This window comes from Photobacterium sp. AWH4_225 (assembly GCF_056158405.1).
In genome coordinates this window covers 1,706,586-1,725,348 of sequence record NZ_JBSWTF010000004.1, presented here as the reverse complement: position 1 = coordinate 1,725,348, position 18,763 = coordinate 1,706,586, and the positions used below count along the sequence as shown (strand labels likewise).

The 18,763-nt window shown below is 47.4% G+C and carries 16 protein-coding genes; 5 read left to right on the top strand and 11 right to left on the bottom strand.

Going from position 1 to position 18,763, the window contains the following annotated elements; translation table 11 throughout:
• Window positions 1-54: 54 nt before the first annotated feature.
• Together ACXAD4_RS24890 and ACXAD4_RS24885 are read right to left on the bottom strand one after the other, a co-directional pair.
• Window positions 55-1,068 carry a Gfo/Idh/MocA family protein gene (locus ACXAD4_RS24890; protein ID WP_475244712.1) on the bottom strand — a complete coding sequence of 338 codons (1,014 nt, stop codon included), beginning with the start codon at window positions 1,066-1,068 and terminating at the stop codon, window positions 55-57.
• Window positions 1,065-1,373 (bottom strand): putative quinol monooxygenase, encoded by a 309-nt coding sequence (locus tag ACXAD4_RS24885; protein WP_475244711.1) that lies wholly within the window; start codon window positions 1,371-1,373, stop codon window positions 1,065-1,067. The genes ACXAD4_RS24890 and ACXAD4_RS24885 overlap by 4 nt, the downstream gene beginning before the upstream one ends.
• 103 nt (window positions 1,374-1,476) lie before the next feature.
• Between ACXAD4_RS24885 and ACXAD4_RS24880 the strand changes: the two genes are divergently transcribed.
• From ACXAD4_RS24880 to ACXAD4_RS24865, 4 genes are all read left to right on the top strand, one after another.
• Window positions 1,477-2,367: a LysR substrate-binding domain-containing protein gene (locus ACXAD4_RS24880; RefSeq protein WP_475244710.1), complete on the top strand. Its 891-nt coding sequence runs from the start codon at window positions 1,477-1,479 to the stop codon at window positions 2,365-2,367.
• 144 nt (window positions 2,368-2,511) lie between these two features.
• Window positions 2,512-3,291 (top strand): GGDEF domain-containing protein, encoded by a 780-nt coding sequence (locus ACXAD4_RS24875; protein ID WP_475244709.1) that lies wholly within the window; start codon window positions 2,512-2,514, stop codon window positions 3,289-3,291.
• Window positions 3,292-3,636: 345 nt separating this feature from the next.
• Window positions 3,637-5,589 (top strand): DUF1800 family protein, encoded by a 1,953-nt coding sequence (locus tag ACXAD4_RS24870; protein ID WP_475244708.1) that lies wholly within the window; start codon window positions 3,637-3,639, stop codon window positions 5,587-5,589.
• A 5-nt stretch (window positions 5,590-5,594) separates the two neighbouring features.
• Window positions 5,595-6,902 carry a DUF1501 domain-containing protein gene (locus ACXAD4_RS24865; protein ID WP_475244707.1) on the top strand — a complete coding sequence of 436 codons (1,308 nt, stop codon included), beginning with the start codon at window positions 5,595-5,597 and terminating at the stop codon, window positions 6,900-6,902.
• 90 nt (window positions 6,903-6,992) lie between these two features.
• On the opposite strand, the gene ACXAD4_RS24860 is transcribed toward ACXAD4_RS24865, so the two are convergent.
• Window positions 6,993-8,150 (bottom strand): YibE/F family protein, encoded by a 1,158-nt coding sequence (locus ACXAD4_RS24860; protein ID WP_475244706.1) that lies wholly within the window; start codon window positions 8,148-8,150, stop codon window positions 6,993-6,995.
• A 62-nt stretch (window positions 8,151-8,212) separates the two neighbouring features.
• On the bottom strand, window positions 8,213-10,492 hold the full coding sequence (locus ACXAD4_RS24855) for a bifunctional metallophosphatase/5'-nucleotidase (RefSeq protein ID WP_475244705.1): 2,280 nt from the start codon (window positions 10,490-10,492) through the stop codon (window positions 8,213-8,215).
• A 563-nt stretch (window positions 10,493-11,055) separates the two neighbouring features.
• On the opposite strand from ACXAD4_RS24855, the gene ACXAD4_RS24850 reads away from it, so the two are divergent.
• Entirely contained in the window at window positions 11,056-11,331 is a 276-nt protein-coding gene (locus ACXAD4_RS24850) for a hypothetical protein (protein WP_475244704.1), read from the top strand.
• A gap of 103 nt (window positions 11,332-11,434) precedes the next feature.
• Here ACXAD4_RS24850 and ACXAD4_RS24845 read toward each other — a convergent pair whose 3' ends face one another.
• The 7 genes from ACXAD4_RS24845 to napG all read right to left on the bottom strand — a co-directional run bounded on the left by ACXAD4_RS24845 (window position 11,435) and on the right by napG (window position 18,746).
• On the bottom strand, window positions 11,435-12,190 hold the full coding sequence (locus ACXAD4_RS24845; protein WP_475244703.1) for an SDR family NAD(P)-dependent oxidoreductase: 756 nt from the start codon (window positions 12,188-12,190) through the stop codon (window positions 11,435-11,437).
• A gap of 206 nt (window positions 12,191-12,396) precedes the next feature.
• Window positions 12,397-14,604, bottom strand: a complete 2,208-nt coding sequence (locus ACXAD4_RS24840; RefSeq protein WP_475244702.1) for a bifunctional metallophosphatase/5'-nucleotidase — start codon at window positions 14,602-14,604, stop codon at window positions 12,397-12,399.
• Window positions 14,605-14,920: 316 nt separating this feature from the next.
• Window positions 14,921-15,895, bottom strand: coding sequence for a helix-turn-helix domain-containing protein (locus tag ACXAD4_RS24835; protein ID WP_475244701.1), 975 nt, complete (start codon window positions 15,893-15,895; stop codon window positions 14,921-14,923).
• Between the two features lie 197 nt (window positions 15,896-16,092).
• Window positions 16,093-16,689 carry a cytochrome c-type protein NapC gene (napC, locus tag ACXAD4_RS24830; RefSeq protein WP_475244700.1) on the bottom strand — a complete coding sequence of 199 codons (597 nt, stop codon included), beginning with the start codon at window positions 16,687-16,689 and terminating at the stop codon, window positions 16,093-16,095.
• A gap of 8 nt (window positions 16,690-16,697) precedes the next feature.
• Window positions 16,698-17,132 carry a nitrate reductase cytochrome c-type subunit gene (locus tag ACXAD4_RS24825; protein ID WP_222549919.1) on the bottom strand — a complete coding sequence of 145 codons (435 nt, stop codon included), beginning with the start codon at window positions 17,130-17,132 and terminating at the stop codon, window positions 16,698-16,700.
• Window positions 17,122-17,979 (bottom strand): quinol dehydrogenase ferredoxin subunit NapH, encoded by an 858-nt coding sequence (gene napH, locus ACXAD4_RS24820; protein WP_475244699.1) that lies wholly within the window; start codon window positions 17,977-17,979, stop codon window positions 17,122-17,124. Before napH ends, ACXAD4_RS24825 begins: the two co-directional genes overlap by 11 nt.
• Entirely contained in the window at window positions 17,979-18,746 is a 768-nt protein-coding gene (gene napG, locus ACXAD4_RS24815) for a ferredoxin-type protein NapG (RefSeq protein ID WP_475244698.1), read from the bottom strand. The genes napH and napG overlap by 1 nt, the downstream gene beginning before the upstream one ends.
• Window positions 18,747-18,763 lie beyond the last annotated feature (17 nt).

The following is an 18,763-nucleotide window of genomic DNA, read 5'->3' as shown; positions in this document are numbered from 1 at the left end:
GTATGCCCAGAACAAATATATCTTTAGATAAACCGATCTGGGCATTAAGAAACATCACGCAGTTGCCGCAGCTTCCCAATCAGTCAGCAGTTTCATAATTTGTCTTGAGTCTTCTGGCCTCGCTGCAGGTCGAGACAGCTGAACATCATTACCGCCCAAAGCTTTGAGTACAGCCCTTACCTGATATAAGAAGCCATCGCCTTCAGCCTCGACATCAATCACTTCAGGCGTTTGTTCGTATTGGGTAACCGTTAATTGGTTTTTCGCATCAGGCAGCCAAGGGTTACTTGTTACCTGTAAACTTCCTGTTGAGCCCAAAACAGTAAACTCAGCATGCAAGCCGTAGTCTTCGGCAGTATGCAATTGTGCCATCAAACTATTGCCAAACTTGAAATTAGCTTGTGCCTCGCAAATGTTGCCGTCTTGACCACGGCGCCCCATCGCAGACACAGTGTAGCTATCAACAACTTCACTGCCACAACATTGCTCAATGATAAGGTGCAGGAGTGACACCGGATAACAACCCAGATTATAAAGTGCCCCTTTACTGTCAGGATTCACAAATTGCGAAATGGCCGCAGTATACTGGCCCTGGATCGAGCGAAGCTCACCGATTTGCCCTGACTTAACTACCTCAAGGATCTTGGCAGTAAATGGGTGGTTCAGATACATCAACCCTTCAGCAAAAAAGACCTGATGCTCTGCGACTGCAGCAAATGCAGCATCTGTTTTTTCCATATCGACCGACAGGGACTTTTCGCACAATATTGCCTTGCCTGCTTGGGCAGCCTTTATCACATATTTGTGATGAAGATGGTTTGGAAGCGCAATATAAACAATATCCACCTCAGGATCGGCAATCAATGCATCATAGCTATCATGTTGTACTGGAATATCATACTGCTTTGCCAGTGCCTCACGAGGTTCAGGACTACGTCCTGCCACCGCATAGATTTGGCTTTGGCCATCCTGGCGAATGGCTTCGGCCATGACACCAGAGATAAAGCTAGTACCGAGAATACCCCACTGCTTAACTTCCTTGTTCACCTCTAGATTAATCTGACTCATTGTCCCGCTCCTACTTCCATCAAACTAGCTTCGAATGCTTGCTCTAGCTGGGTATAGCCTAGTGCGATGAAATCCTGGGTATGCTTAGCTTGAAAATGGGCATCAAAGGCTGCCTGATCGTCATAACGCTCCCAGAAGATAAAGCGATGTGGATCTTTTGTGTCCTGCATCGCAATTGCCATTGAACACCCTGGCTCACTGTTCATATCTTGGCAAAACTGTGCAATAACTTCTTTTGCCTCCTCGATAGAGACGCCCTCATTGACACGCAGTGCTGCCGTGATAAATAACCCTTGTTCAAACATCTCATCAACCCATTATTGTTCAATCTGAGCACTAATGTAATTGACATCCAGAACTTGATAAATAACGATCCATTCTGCTATTTATCAACTTATAGTTTGTAATATGGATAAACTGAAAAGCATGCAAGTGTTTGTCGATGTGGTGGAGCGTGGCAGCTTGGCCAAAGCGGCCGCTCACTTTAATGTCACCTCTACCATGGTCGGCAAGCACATCAAAGCGTTAGAACAAAGCCTAGGCACCAAGCTACTGAACCGGACTACGCGCAGGCAATCACTCACAGAAGCCGGAGAAATATATTTCCATGAATGCCAACGGATTCTAGGTGATATCAAAGAGGCCGAAGAGAACCTACAGACCTTAACCAACACCCCAATGGGTACAATTAGGATCAATGCGCCTGTCACCTACGGCAATACCGTTATTGCGCCGCTACTCGCTCAATTTATTGAGCTGCACCCTCATATCAATGTTGAACTGATCCTAGACAACAACCGCATTGACCCACTACACGACCGTTATGACTTAGTCTTTCGTATCGGTGACTTAGATGACTCCAGCCTAGTCGCGAGGAAGGTTGGCGATTACCAGCTAATTTTCTGTGCTTCCACTACCTACTTTGAGCGATTTGGCACTCCTGAAATACTCACAGATCTGAGTCACCATCACTGTCTGGGGTTTCACTACGGGGATATCCTGCCCCAGCAACGTCCTCAGGAAGCACAGTATTTCAGCCGCCAACAATCAAGGCTAAGTAGCAATAGCGGAGACGTTCTCAAGGCTGCAGCTTTACTCCATGCAGGGATCATTTTGCAACCCGAGATCCTGCTAGAAAACGAGCTTGAGCTCGGGCTACTCTGTGAGTGTCTTCAAGACTATCGTCCATCTTCGAAGCCTATTCATCTGTTGTATAAAGGAAAATCACAGCCACTAAAAGTCAGAACTTTCATCAACTTTTTTCTTGAGCACTCACCCCTAACCATAGCGAATCAGTGATCCCTTTAACGACTTGGGAAAAGCATTTACCTGCAGTGTTAGCCATGTGTCATTTTTTTGACAAGTATCATGCAAAATTCATCCTCATAGAGTATAAATGCACTAGTAGGCATATTAACTATATGAAGGAAAAGGTGGTTTTCAATGGTTAAGGCCGTATCGACAGTCGTCTGCACAGGGTTGGTTCTGCTTATGCTCATCATGGAAATTGATGAGTCTTTTTTCTTTTCCAAAGCAGAATTTGCAATCGAGTACTTGATCTTACTTTCCATAGTTTCCATCTCGATATGTGCTTTTCCTGTTTTCAAAAAAGAAAAAATAGCACTTGTCGGAATGATGTTTATGGGGATCGAGAATATCTTTCACATGATTGAGCAAACCGCTCCTTTGAAAAAGGTAATCGATGCAATCCCCTCTCCTATCGCTATTTTTCTTGATGATGGAAGTATTCTGATTGGTATTGGCTTACTGGCCCTTGCCGCAAAACGTATCATCACAAAATACGAGTGCAACCAAAGTGTTGATGAGCTGACAGGTGTGTTTAATAGGAAGGCACTTGGAAGCATTTCACTAAAAAAATTTGATCTGATCTTTTTCGATCTGGATAACTTTAAAAAACTCAATGATGAACACGGCCATAAATTTGGCGACAGTGTACTAGTGCTATTTAGCCAAGGGTTAAAACAGCATACTCAACGAAACGAAATGATCATACGCTTCGGGGGTGATGAATTCATTGCCGTCCTCTTACCGTGTAGAGCTAAGCCCTTCCTAGCCGAAATTAAAACGACTTTATCTGCACTCAATATTTCTTACAGCTACGGTGTAGCGCCAAATAGCGATAGGCGTAACCTAAGGGGTGCAATAAATTGCTCTGATGAAGAACTGTATCGTATGAAGCATCTTAAACATCCTCCAACTTAAACACCTATCCTGTAGTGTGCAGATGTCAGAAAATCATCACAGCGTCAAAATAATAACGAGCCAATAGTTATTAAACTTCATTGGTTCAAGCATTTAAAATATATTTATATCAATTTCAAACCATCTTTGGCTTAGGTTCACAAAATCATAAAACGAAATATTTCGAATGGGAATAACCTGTCCGATTTTATATGCAAGGTGTATTTATTTGCTACCATTCAACTATCAAATAAAACACACTTCAAGGAGAGGCATAAAAAGGAATTATTTTAAATCAGCCATTTACTACTTTTTTAAACATTAAATTAAACACACCTCTAATTAACTATATTTGGAGTCAACACGATGTTTTTCAAAAACCTTTGTTTTTTGAAAAAGGCTATCGTAGTACTGCTCTTTCAAGTTATTGCATCTCATGCATACGCTGTTGATTTGATCGATAATGGTAGCGTTCAAAAAGCGATTAATTACACCTACTTTCCGTACACTGTTAAAGTGACTGTTCTAAATAACAACATTCCAGCAGAAACCTTTGAGTGCCAAATTACTAAACGTAGTCACAATCGAACCGCACAATGGCCCTACCGGATAGGTCAATGTATCAATAACAACAGTGCTGAAGTCGTGGTGGGGCAACTGCAAACAGATGGCACGATAGTTCCCATCAAATCTAAAACAGACAATCTTCTCTGGGCAGCGTCTGCCGACTATAGCCTAAGCTTCGAGCGCATCGAGACGCCACTTGTTTTGGATTTCCACAATGCCTCACGTTTGCTTGAACGCGGTACGTTTGGCCCAACGTTAGCTGATATCAACGCGGCCGTCGGCCTCACCCCCGAGCAATGGGTAGAAGCACAGCTGGCAGTATCGCCGTCATACCACCTTGATGAATACCTACGAATCCAAGATATCCGCGCGGGTGAAAACGGCAGTAGCCAAGAGCATCGCAACTATCGCAGCAATGCCTGGTGGGGAATCGCCCTCAATGGTGAAGACCAGCTACGTCAAAGAGTTGCCTTCGCGCTAAGTCAATTGGTGGTTGTATCACAAAATGACGCAGGACTATCCGGTGATGACAGGGCAAAAGGATTAGCCATCTATTACGATATTCTTGTCGAGCACGCCTTTGGCAATTACAAAGACTTAATCCGAGATGTCACCTACTCGCCTGCAATGGGTCGCTTTCTAACCATGGCTGGTAACTTGCCGCCTGATCCAGAAAATAACCAATACCCCGATGAAAACTATGCCCGTGAATTGTTGCAACTTTTCTCGCTCGGTGAGTGGAAAGTCAGCTACAAAGGCGTTATCAAAAAAGACAAAGAAACCCAGCAACCTATTCCTGCCTACACCGAAGAAGATGTTTTGGAGTTAGCAAGATTGTTCACTGGTTGGGATGAAGAAAATGGCCTACTCAGCCCCATGGTCGTTACCGCCAGTAACCATGATAATGAACCCAAGCGAATACTTGGTCGCAACTTCCCCGGTAATGAGACTGCCGAAGAGGAACTAGAAAGATTGCTCGATATTCTGGTATCCAGCCGCGAAACCGCTGTGTTTGTCAGCACCCACCTTATCAAGCAACTTGTTACCTCTAACCCAAACAAACACTATGTTGAGCGCGTCGCTCGTACTTTCAACCAAACCCATGGTGATTTAGCCGCAGTGGTGACCGCGATACTCACCGACCCACAACCTTATGAATCAAACCCGCTTTCCGTGTCAAAAGCCCGTGAGCCAATTATCACCATGACAGCACTCTATCGAGCGTTTAACAGCCAAATGGGCAACAACTATGAGCACCATCGCGATACGTCACTGGGCTACGGTTACGATGCGCAATACTCGCCAGAAGGCCATCGCTTTTCGCAAGGGCCACTGTCGGCACCCTCTGTGTTCAACTTCTTCCCCGCTAACTTTACGCCTAGCGGCCCATTGGAAGACAACGGATTAATAGGCCCAGAATTCGCCCTATACACATCGGCCGAGATCCCGCACCTCTCCAACTTGGTGTTCCGCAAGCTCAAAGACGACAACACACTAACAGGTGATGTCGCCGGTTTGGCGGATAACCGTTTATTCCTCGATTACTCCGCGTTTACCGGCCTTTGGACAACTGATGACAAAGCCAACTTCCTTGCTTTGCTGGCTGATACTTTGTTCGATGGCTCGCTTAGCCCGCAGTTGGAGCAACGGCTCAGCGATGTCTATGACGATATGCCGAAAAGTAACCATGACAACATGTACAAGGTGTTCTGGATGGCCGCCATGTCCCCCGAGTTCCAGATTCAGGAGTAATGATGATGAAATTATCGAGACGTCGATTTTTGCAACACAGCGCCCTGATGACAGGGGCGACGGCAATGCCGGTGGCATTCTCCCTTTCAAACAAGGCGTATGCGGCTGAAGATTACAAAGCCTTGGTCTGTGTCTTCCTGCGAGGAGGAAATGATTCGTTCAATATGATGATGGCGGGCGATGATGATCTCTATGGCAAATATGCCGCAAGACGCCCTAACATCGCCATTGATAAAGCTAGCTTGCTGATGACAGGCAAAACCGACAGCAACGGAGTACCAATTGGTCTTCACCCCAATATGCCGGGCGTTCAGTCATTGTTCCAAGATGGCCTTGCCGCTGGGTTAATCAATATAGGTACGCTTGTTGGCCCTGCCGGATCCGGAGCCCCCTATCCAACAGGGTTGTTTAACCATTCAAAGCAGCAGTACGCATGGGAAAGTGCATGGCATTCCAGTGCCTATGCTGCCTATGGCTGGGGTGGTTTGTTGATGGACATCTTAGCTCAGGGAGGTGCAATACCTGAACTACTCTCACTCGGTGGCAACAGCTGGCTAAGCGGTGTAAATGTCAGTGATCTGCGTACTAATACCCAAGGTTCGGTATCGGCGGTAAACGCCTTTAGTGCATCAGGAACTCTGGAGAGAGAGTATAGCGAAATGGTAGAGGAGGTGTACATGTCGCCCTTCCACCAGCAATACACCAAGCAGCATAGTGACTTCCTCGCTCCTTACAATAACTTCCGTTCGCTTATAGACTCAACGGAGCTCGATCCGGCCATCAGCCGAAATAGTTCTATTGGCTCGCAGCTATCGGCTGTTAAACGCATTATTGATGCATCGGTTGCTTCCGGCAGCGTGGGGAGACAGGTCTTTATCGTTAACCAAGGTGGCTATGATACCCACAAAAATCAGGTACCGCGTCACCAATCCTTGTACAGCCAACTCGATACCGCTCTGACCGAATTCACCCGGGCATTAGGTGCACTGCAGCCCAATGTCACAAGCTTTACCATGTCGGACTTTGGTCGCACCATGCACAACAATGCCAATGACGGGACCGACCATGGCTGGGGCAGTAACCAACTGGTGATAGGCGGTAGCGTATCAGGTGGCTGCTACGGCGCTTATCCCGACTTTAGTGTCGGAAGTCCAGACGATAACGGCAGGGGCCGCCTGATCCCGACTCAGGCCCACGAGCAGATGGCTGCCACTCTGTCCAGTTGGTTTGGCGTCGGCCAATCAGGCATAGAAGCCATTTTCCCAACGGCTTCGGCCAACTTCGCCACCATGGACTTAGGCTTTATGGTGTAAACCCTGCCCGAGTAGAACTAAAAAGCCACGATGCACTGGGAGCACATCGTGGCTTTTTTTAATTTGAGCCTTTGGTTTGAGACCTAAGGATTACTCAGTGACAACTTTAGCAGTCTCTACCGGCTTTTTAGCATCACGTTGATAAACAACACTGGCAATCACTACCGTAAGCGGCACAGTCATAATAAGCCCGATACTACCAGCTAGACCATGGATCATTGCCAGCGATAAAGCCGGGATATTCATAAACTGCATTACCGGCATCTGGAAGCCCCACACCATCATAATGGTGGTCAGTGCACTACCGACAAAAGCCAGTACCAAGGTATTGGTCATGGTTCCCAGGATATCGCGGCCGATCCGAATTGTTGCCAGCAGGCGATCTTTTTCAGATTGCTCCGGCGACATTTCACGCAGCTCGTGATAAGAAGACGCCATGGAGATCGCTACATCCATCACCGCACCCAATGCTGACACCATAATCGCAACAAACAGCAACCAGCGTACCTGTACTTGGGCTTCACCGCCGAGATAGAGAATATCTTCCCCTTTCTCAAGGTATAGGCCGTTAAGCTGGGCCATCTCACCAAAGAACTGGGCCATCAAGCCTGCCATCACCACACCTGCCAGTGTACCTAGCATCGACACCAACGACTTCTTATTCCAGCCTGCGACCAACAGGAAATTGACCACAATTTTCACTGCCATCAAGCCGATGGTAATAAGGATAGGGTTCCAACCAGCAAACAGAGCAGGCACTAACACGCCAATCAGCAAAGCACCGGTAAAGTACAAAGAAATGACCGAGTTCACACCTTGCAAACCAGCAAACAATACGGTGAGAACCACAATGATCCCGACCATCCAATACACCGCCGAGGAACGGTCATGGTTGTAAGGCCAGTAAATCGTCCGGCTGCCCTGCTCTCTAACCAGCAGGATAAACCTATCACCTTCAGTCACATACACATTGTGCAGTCGGCTTAATTGGTTCTCGACTTCGACCTGCTTGCCAGCCTCTGCCCCTTCCAACAACTCCACCAGCAACCGTTGACGTCCTGTCTTAACTGAAGGCACTAAAGGATCAGACTGAGTACTCTCAGCTAAAACATCGATCACACTCGCGCGGACAAATTCCTGGTTGCTGTAAGCCTTGGGCCTGAAAGATTCACTCACTGATGGCGAAAACCACAAGATAGCGGTGGAAACCAAAAAGACGACAAAAGGAAATAATAATCGTTTTAACATCGTAATTTTCCAAAACAAGAAGGCGCCGAAGCGCCTTCTTTATCTTATTTCAATACATTCAATTACTCAGACTTAGGCTGGTTGCTGTAAGTACAGCCTTCGTAAAGTGCTTCAATAGATGCATCTTCAGAGTAATTCGGGTTAGCAAACCAAGTCTCTGGTTTATCAACATTTACAGAAACGTTGATAGCATCGCGAGCACCTGGGCCAGAACGCATTACACAAATTTCTTTGTTTTGTAGCTTCTGCCACAACTCTGCGCCCTCATCAGCACGAGAGGCAAGGATTTCACCTTTACGTGCAACAAAGCCACTTTCATCAGACTGACCGTATTGTTTGATGTACCAGTTCACATTCTCGAACTTCGAACGATCCAGTACTTTGTGCTCGGCAACATACTCAGTCAGCATATCGCGCACTGCGTAAACCTGCTCAGCTGAAGATTCCCAAATAATATCTTCGTCAGTTACCCAGCCTTTCTCTTTCATCGGAGAGCCAAAGCGGTAGTCATTGATTGCTAGAACATAGTCAGCATCATCTTGTAGCTCAACGCCTCGGATGGTGATGTTCTGAATACGCTCACCCTCAAAGATAAGGTTACCATCTTCGTCTTCCTCACGTCCGCGCTTGCTCAAGTCAACCACGTACTCGATTTCACCATCAAAAATGTCGTAGTTGAATGAAGGAACGGTTGGATCAAATGACACCGTGATGTCACCCTCTTGGTAAGTGTTGAAGTAGCTGTATGCCCACTCCATGTACTCTTTCAGCTTTTCACCTTTAATGTTTACCGCAACCAACTGATTGTCGTACATGTAAAGGTTAGCGCTGTCTTTCTTACGGTAAGTTTCACCATCAAACAAGTTAGATGCATCTGAGAACAACGCTGCTGCTGAAACGTCAACAGAAATTTGCTCACCAATCGCTTCACTGCCTTTTGATTCAACGTTCATGATCTGAATTTGGTTGATCAAATCAGTTAGCGGCATGTCAGACAGTTTTGCATTGTGAATTGTCGAGTACAGGCGCTGGCCTTCACTGTTCAGTACTTGCTCTTCAAGTACCGCTTCATCGGCAAAGCCACCTTCAGAGTTAGTGAAGTTACCGCGAACAACACCGATTTCGATATTGGCATCTTCTACAGAAGCATCGTGGATATGCTGCATTTCATTCTGTAGTGCCGCATCTTCTTCAACATCAGCAACAGTGCGGTTTGAAAGCGTGGTATCAAAGATCTTCCAGTTGCCATCTTGGTCTTTGAACAGATCAATTTCAGCTTTAGCTAACGCCCAACCCCAGTTACCCGGCTCGATAACTTTCACTTTCGAGTCTCGGTTACGCCAGTTGTATGTACCAGACTTGGCTTTATCTTCAACTTGATTAGCTTTATCACCAGATACAGTGATGTCGTCCATGCCATTTTCGTAAGGTGCGCCTAGATCGATTTGCTCAATGAAGCGAGCATGTTCGTGACCCATGAAGATCACATCGAACTTATCAGCCATCTTAGAAGCGATTTCGTTTACACCACGGGCATGTGATTCACTTCGACCATGGTGAAGCGCACCGATAACAACATCTGGCTGGTACTGGGCAATTACTTGGTCAACGGTATTTTCCAGTGATTCGAACTCTTCTTTGAAATCAAGGTTACGGAAGTTTTCTGGGTTTGAAGCATTCCAGATTTTCACATAAGAAGGCGTTAGGCCGATAACCGCAACTTTGGCACCGTTGTAATCAAAGATCTGGTAACCACGTAGGAAAGGTACTTCCTGACCATTGGTTTTACAGTCAGCTGAGTTCTTGTCCCAGATGATGTTTGAAGAGATCACTGAACCATTGAAGCCTTCAAGGCTACGCTCAAGGAAAGCACGCTCGAAATCGAATTCATGGTTGCCCGGAACCCAAACGTCGTAATCCATGAAGTTCATGGTTTCTACAACTGGGTGTACCGGTAGGTCGTTGAACAATTCAGCCGAGTTACCTTGAACCGTATCACCAAGATCGATCATCAAGAAGTTATCGTTGTTGGCACGCTCTTCGTTCAACAGCGTAGCAATCTTGGTAAAGCCAGCATTCACATCCACGCCGTCAAGTGCGTAATCATACGCAAAGATACGGCCGTGCATATCACCAGTTGCACCAACAGTAATTGTTTGGAAGTTAAGGTCAGGGTTATCACCCTTAACGATTACCGGCTGGGTTGGCTCGTAGGTTTTACACTCAGCGATTGATGGACGTGATGGTTGTGTTTTGTCATCACTGCTACTGCTATTACATCCAGCTAGGGCGGTAACAATCGCTGCACTCAGCGCTGCTACTTTAATAGTACTCTTAGTCATGTTTAGGCAATCAAAAAAATAAAAAAAGAAAATGGGAACGCGAGCAAATATACGCCCAAGGAATAGAATAAAAACTCGAAATGCATCCAGAACGTTTCCAAATGTAAATTCGGTAAGTTCGATAAATGAATCGTTAATTGTAAACCTTTGCATGCTGCGTAAACGTTAAACCTCAACAACCCCTCAACACCCCAATGTTCAAAAAACGAACAGGCAAACGTTTACCTATGTGATACCGATCCCAAAATCACAAAGATAAATGAACCATCAAAAACACACAAAAGTGACAAAGATCACACAATTGCGACTAATAACCTTATGCTACCAACTTCATTCGTTAAATATGTGGTGACTTACAAAATGAAAGAAGATGATCACTTACTAACCATAAAATAGGAGTTACCCTCTTTTTCGGCCTCTCAATACCGTTAAACAACAATGTTTTCACACCTAATGTAAGCCTGTGTAAGGATATGATTTGCAAGTGTGTTCAAAAACGACGATCGATAACCCCAAGTATCTATACTCAAAAAATATTTGGGATATGCCATATATCAACCTAAATGAGACAGAAAGCAGGACAGCAGGACAGCAGGACAGCAGGACAGCAGGACAGCAGGACAGCAGGACAGCAGGACAGCAGGACAGCAGGACAGCAGGACAGCAGGACAGCAGGACAGCAGGACAGCAGGACAGCAGGACAGCAGGACAGCAGGACAGCAGGACAGCAGGACAGCAGGACAGCAGGACAGCAGGACAGCAGGACAGCAGGACAAGCTAGCAACGCCACCTACGCATTGCAACACTCAATAACCAAAGATGAAGATGGACTCTACTAGCTGAACGCAGACGCAAAAAACGGTAGGTACCTTGCAGTACCTACCGTCTGTATTGGTTCTCACAACAAAGCTATAGCCTAGCTTTGTTCAGGCATAAATAGGATTAGATACCTAGTGCCTGGCCACCACCGATTTGTAGCGTTTCAGCAGTGATGAATGAAGCATCTTTGCTTACTAGGAAAGAAATAGCAGAAGCCACTTCTTCTGGCTGGCCTAGGCGACCAAGCATGATGCTGTTAGCCCAAGAAGCAAATACTTCAGGCTTAGTTTCTTTGATTTGCGCGTGGAACGGCGTATCGATAGTACCTGGAGATACAGCGTTAACACGGATGTTTGCTGGCGCTAGTTCTTTTGCAAGAGCACGAGTTAGCGTGTGAACTGCAGCTTTAGATGTACCGTAGATACCTGCACCTGGGCCACCAGCGTTCCAAGCAGCGTTAGATGTGAAGTTGATGATTGACGCGTTGTCAGACTTCTTCAGGAACGGGATTGCCGCACGAGAAACAAAGAATGCACTGTCTAGGTTAAGTGCCATTACTTTGCGGAAGAACTCAGTTTCCATGCCTTCGATTGGGCTACGACCACCTAGGCCACCAGCATTGTTAACAACAACATCGATCTTACCGTATTTTTCACCGATAGCATTGATGTTTTCAGTTACAGCATTCTCATCAGTTACGTCAAAACCACGGTATTCAGCTTCGATGCCTTCACCTGTTAGCTCAGCCACACAGCTTGCGCCTTTAGTGTCTTCGATACCGTTAAGAATCACAGTGTAGCCATCTTGACCAAGACGCTTAGCAACTTGGAAACCGATACCACCTGTAGCACCAGAGATAAATGCAACTTTGTTAGACATATCAATGTTCTCTTTAAGTTAGTTAATGGCTATGCCGAAGCTCTTAGGAAAAGTACGCTTCGACATCTAGCAATCAATAATATTGTATTACAATAACACCTTTCACGAAGATTTCAAACCTCATGTCAGGATCAAAAGTGATCTTCGTCTGGTTTAGGCACAAAAAAAGGCGCCGAAGCGCCTTGAATTAGGATAAAGGGAGGAAATTATTTTGGCTGGTTGCTGTACGCACAACCTTCATACAGGGCTTCCTGAGTCGCCTCTGCTGAATAGTTCGGGTTTGCAAACCAAGTGCTGTCGTCGGCAAGGTTTACTGACACGTTGATTGAATCACGTGCACCAGGACCTGAGCGCATCACACAAATCTCTTTGTTTTGCAGTTTCTGCCACAACTCGGCACCTTCGCCTTCACGCAACGATAGGATGTCACCTTTCTCTGCAACCTCACCAGCAGCATTTGATGGACCGTATTGCTTGATATACCAGTTAACATTCTCGAACTTGCTGCGATCCAAGACACCTTCGTTCTCTACGTACTCGGTGATCATGTCACGTACAGCATAAACAGGCTCATTAGAAGAATCCCAAATCACCTGCTCGCCAGTGATCCACTCCTGGCCAAGCAAAGTGCCTAGGCGGTAATCATTGATCGCCAGTACATAATCAGCTTCTGGTTTGAATTTACCACCACGGATCTCACCAATATCAATACGCTCACCCACCGCTTTGCTCAGATCCACGGTGTACTGAATAGAGCCATCGAAGATATCGTAGTTATAAGCAGGGATCGCAGGGTCGAAAGACACGGTAATGTCATTCTGCTGGTAAGTATTGAAGTAACCGTAAGACCACTCCATGTATTCTTTCAGCTGCTCACCCTTGATGCTAACAGCAACCAACTGGTTGTCGTACATGTATAGGTTGGCACTGTCTTTCTTACGGTATTCCTGACCATCAAACAGGTTCGAACCGTCCGAGAATAGCGCAGCGGCAGACACATCAACTTTAATGCTGTTGCCTTTGGCGTCAGAGCCTTTCTGCTCGATGTTCATGATTTGGATCTGGTTGATCAAATCAGTGATCGGCATGTCAGCTAGTTTGCCGGTATGGATAGAGCTGTAAAGGCGAAGACCTTCGCTGTTAAGTACTTGCTCTTCCAAAACGGCCTCATCGGCAAAGCCGCCAGCAGAGTTAGTAAAGTTACCTTTCACCTTACCGATCATGATGTTGGCATCTTCAACCGAAGAGTCATGGATGTGCTGCATCTGCTCTTGCAGGTGCTTGTCTTCCTGTACGTTCTCTACCTTGCGGTTTGATAGCGTGGTATCGACAATCTGCCACTTGCCTTGCTGATCTTTTTCAAGCTCGATTTCCGCCTTGGCCAGTGCCCAACCCCAGTTGCCCGGCTCGATAATCTTAACTTTCTCGTGACGGTTTTCAGCGTTGTAAACACCAGACTTCGCCTTGTCTTCCTGCTCGCTGTTACCATCGACAGAAATCTCAGGCATCTCAGCGGTGATATCCGCGCCTTTCTCTACTTGCTCGATGAAACGGGCATGTTCGTGACCCATGAAAATCACATCGAACTTATCAGCAAGCTCAGAGGCAATTTCGTGTACCCCACGACCATGCTCTTTACGGCCATGGTGCAAGGCACCAATCACGACATCCGGCTGGTATTGGTCTATAACCGTGTTCACGGTCTCGGTCACCGCTTCCAGCTCGTCTTTGAAATCTAGGTTACGGAAGTTCTCTGGGTTAGATGCGTTCCATACTTTTACATACGACGGCGTCAGGCCAATAACGGCCACTTTGGCACCGTTGTAATCGAAGATCTGGTAGCCGCGTAAGAACGGGGTCTCTTCCTCGTTAGCTTTACAGTCAACCGAGTTTTTGTCCCAAATTACGTTGGAAGAGATCACTGAGCCGTTGAAGTTTTCAAGACTACGCTCAAGGAAAGCGCGCTCAAAATCAAACTCGTGGTTACCCGGTACCCAAAGGTCATAATTTAGGGCATTCATGGTTTCAACAACAGGGTGAACCGGATCATTGTTGAACAGCTCTGCCGAGTTACCTTGCACCGTATCGCCCAAGTCAATCAGCAAGAAGTTGTCATTGCTGGCACGCTCGTCACGAAGTAGGGTCGCAATCTTAGAGAAGCCGGCATTTCTATCCACGCCATCCAGCGCGTAATCATATGCAAAGATACGGCCGTGCATATCACCGGTCGCACCAATGGTGATCGTCTGGCTTGTTAGTTCGTTATTCTCGCCTTTTACGATTACCGAAGGAGTAGGTTCAAAGGTTTTACACTCAGCGATAGTCATTGATACTGAATCACTCGCATAGCTTCCAGCCGAAGCCATCAGGATTGCAGCGCTTAATGTCGCAAGCTTAAAGGTTTTATTTTTCATCTCACAGAGCCTAATGTATTGGAAAATATCTTTATCCAAGGAGCTTGGGTATAGGCAATATAAGGAGAAAAAACAGAATAAATACGTGAAAATTACTCAATCTGTTGCGAAATGTAAATTCAGTAAGTTGGATAAATACCGCGTTAAATGTAAACCGTTGCATGCTACAACGAGGTTAAAGCTCAACAATTGGCCAACACAAAGCTGGGTGTTTTTGAGACAAGCAGTCCTTTGCTTGCTTCTTATTTCCGAAGATAATTAGCATGCCAAAGATGCTACGGAATTGTATTCTCCACCATCGTGTCGAATCACTAAATCACGATAGCAATTTTCGACGGTAAGCCGGGGCGGTATAACCTGTCCACTTGCGAAAGGCACGGTTGAAGTTGCTGAGATCATCGTACCCTACCCGCCAGGCGACTTCGTGGGTACTTACCCCTTCCTCGCCCAGCAGTTTGATCGCATGATCGCGTCTAGCGTTATCCCTAAGCTCGCGGAATGTTAGGCCTTGCAGGCTAAGGTTGCGTTGCAAAGTCCTTGGCGTCATACCCAGCAGGGTTGAGAACCACTTGATATTGAACCAAGGTAACGACGCATAGGTATCGATAAGTTTACTGACTGAGTGGTGCCAACTGGCATCAATGGCCTGTTCGGCAACGGGATGAAAATCATCGGGAAGCGGCACCGTAAAAGCACCAAATGCTTGGCCAAAGGCAATATCCGTCTTTTTGAAGGTCGAGGGGAGCTTGTCTACATTGGTATTGGGAGATACTAGCTTGGCTTGCTCTGGCTGCCAGTAGCCTTCGATAAACCGGCGGCAAAAGTTAATCAGTGCTAGCGTTCTGAACCATTCGGCCTGTTCAAAACCCGGAGTTGAATCACGGAAGGCACTGCGATGGCATAGCCACCATTTACCCTCAAGCTTCTCGGTCCAGATAATCACATGGTTATTAAGCTTGGGCATTTCTTCAACCAACAATTGGATCCCCTCAGAGAGACTGCCGCACTGTTGGATCTTGCTATCTAGCTCTGATGAAAGCTGCTTAACGGTAACAAAGCGGCCAATTTCAATCCCAACCAAATAACCGTACCGCCTTTCCAACCCAAACAAAAACAGCATGATATCTTTGGTCGGCAACCAATGTTTCTTGTCCATCATTTCTACCGGTAACTCACACTCCTCGGCAACCGCCTGCCAATCAAAGCCCTTTTTTTCACAGTATTCTATAAAAGGCCAAATGTTCATGGTGGAGGTTAGAAGGATATCTGTCGTCGAGGATGTTGATTTCATATCGGTTTGCCGAAAACTCACTATCTAGTCACGAGGGCGTATTGTCTGATCATATGCAATATCAGTGTACTGCATGACAGTAAGATTGTTTCAACTTGTGATTTACTTATGCGGGTTAGGGCTAAAACAAAAAATCCCCAGCAGATCACTCTACCGGGGACTGGGTTATTGGACAGGCTTATTGCAATTACACGTCGTTAGATTGCACTTTCGATTTGATGACCTTTCGGTAGTTGGTGGGCGATACCTTTGTGGCAATCAATACAGGTATTACCGTCTTCGATTGCCCGGCTATGAATACCAGCAGCAACCGACTTCTGGGTGCTGAAATCCATGTATTCAAAGTTATGGCAGTTCCGACACTCTTGAGAATCATTGGCTTTCATGCGCTCCCACTCCCGGGAGGCCATTTCAAACCGGTGATCCTCGAACTTCTGCGGAGTATCAACCAATCCCAACGCTTTGGCATACAGCTCTTTCGAAGCTTGGATCTTCCGCACCATTTTCGGTGCCCACTCTTTGGGTACGTGGCAATCCGGACAGGTCGCCCTGACGCCGCTGCTGTTGTTGTAGTGAACGGTGCCAACGTACTCTTGGTAAACGTTGTTCTCCATTTCATGACAACCGATACAGAAGCTTTCCGTATTGCTGTACTCCATTGCAGTGTTAAACCCGCCCCACAGGATGACACCTGCAACCACACCTACGGTCAGGACGGTGCCAATCGCAAAGTGGCTGGGCTTTCTGAACCACTGCCAAAAACGCCGGATGATTCCAGGTCGTTGACTTTTCATAGCCCCTCCTATTGGCCGAACTTACCAGCCGGTTTAAAGGTATTTTCCACCAGCGGCGCGGCATCAGCCTGCGAAACATGGCACTGCAAACAGAAGTAACGGCGAGGGGCGACGTCACTTAGGATCTTGTTGTTGCTATCCATGTAGTGCGTTGGGCTCACCCTAGGGGCGCCAGTTCTGCGGTACTTGTCGACATCATGGCATTGCAAACAGCCATTGTTGCTTGGGTTGATCTGCACCATTTCCGTTGAGTGCGGGATCAAAGGGGGTTGATGAACAAATTCCAAGGCCAGCTTATCTTGCATTTTTGGCACCGGCTTGATGGGCGCAACAGCATTGGTATCCCCTATTTCCTGCGCGCCACGTAACGAGGTAACCTCTGCAAATGCTGCTAGGCTCACGACAGCCGCCAGCAGCGCAGACACAACATACTTACCCTTCATTTTTATTGGCTCCAATTCTTATTTTAAATTCCAATACTTCCTCGGAACAGACATCAATACAGCGTCCACAACTGATACAGTCTTGGCTCATCACCTTGCGATCCCCGCCTTTGAGCGGTTGCCTCAGCACTTCTGGCTCGGGGCACACGTTGAAGCAATCCATGCACTTGTTGCAGGCTTCGCGGTTGGTCGCGGTAATACGAACCAGGCTCTTACGGCCAATCACCCCATAAGTCGCGCCAAGCGGGCATAAATGACCACACCAGCCATGCTCGACCAATACCAGATCAAGCAAGAACACCAGCAATATCAGCACCCAACCCGCGCCCATGCCGAACACCAAGCCACGGTGCAGTGCCGCAACCGGGTCAATCCAGCTCCACAGCACTGTGCCCGATACCGCACTACCCAGTAGTAACACCGGCAACAACCAGTAACGCAGGCTTGATGGCCAGCGGTAACTGAGCTTGATCCCCAGTTTTCGGCGAAGCCAAGCAGCCAAGTCCGTCACCATGTTGAGCGGGCATACCCAGGCACAAAACACCCGAGGGGCCAACAGGGCATAAAAGCCCACCACAATGACTCCACCAAGCAGGGCTGCCAGCTCAGGCCAATGGCCTGCGGCTATGGTTTGCAGCAAGATCAACGGGTCAGTCAGAGGCACCGTGTCGAACAAGGTGCTTGCCGACAAATTGCCACGCAGTACCCCCAGTGTCGGGCCGATCATGAACAAGGCAATGATCAACAGCTGGCAGCTGCGGCGCAGCAGCAAGAAGCGGTGGGCTTTCCACCAGCCGAGCGAGGCGGTCGCTGCCTTGCCGGCGTCTTTTGCCAAATGCTTAGCCATTACTGACCTCCTCCACTGTTACCCGGCTTGTGAGCAGGCAAAGTCAGATCCTCTGGGATCAGGCTTTCCCCTTTCTTGGCCTTTTCTTCCCAACCTAAGCGGTAGTGGTGACCAAGTGCGCCTTTGGCTAATGCCGTAGGCACAACTTTGATCGCCGCTTCGTCCAGCACACAGGCTTGCTCGCATTTACCACAGCCGGTACAAACATCGGAATGCACTGTCGGGATAAACTTGGCATGGTAGCCGGTACGTTGGTTGCGGATGGGCTCTAGGGTGATAGCTTCATCAATCAGCGGACAAACCCGGTGGCAAACATCACAGCGCAAACCCAACCAGTTGAGGCAGGTTTCATGGTCAATCAATACCGCGGTTCCCATCCGGGCATCATCGATATCGGTCAGGCCATGATCCAGCGCGCCACTCGGGCAGGCTTCCACACAGGGTATGTCTTCACACATCTCACACGGAATCGTTCGGGCAGTGAAATACGGCGTCCCCGAAGCCACTGGCGACAACAAGCTTGCCAGCTTCAAGGTATCGTAAGGACACGCCTGAACGCATAACCCACAGCGCAAGCAAGCCTGCAAAAATTCAGGCTCAGGCAATGCACCCGGCGGCCTTATCGGCACACCGCTGCTGTCAGCCTGGCTCTGTTTGCTCTGTAGTCCGAGTACGGTTGCTGCCGCTCCCACACCCACAGCCGTTCGCGCGGCATCCCGGAGGAAACGGCGGCGGCTTTCCGATGATTTGAGAGGTGAACGCTTCATCAGTCTGTTTCCAATAG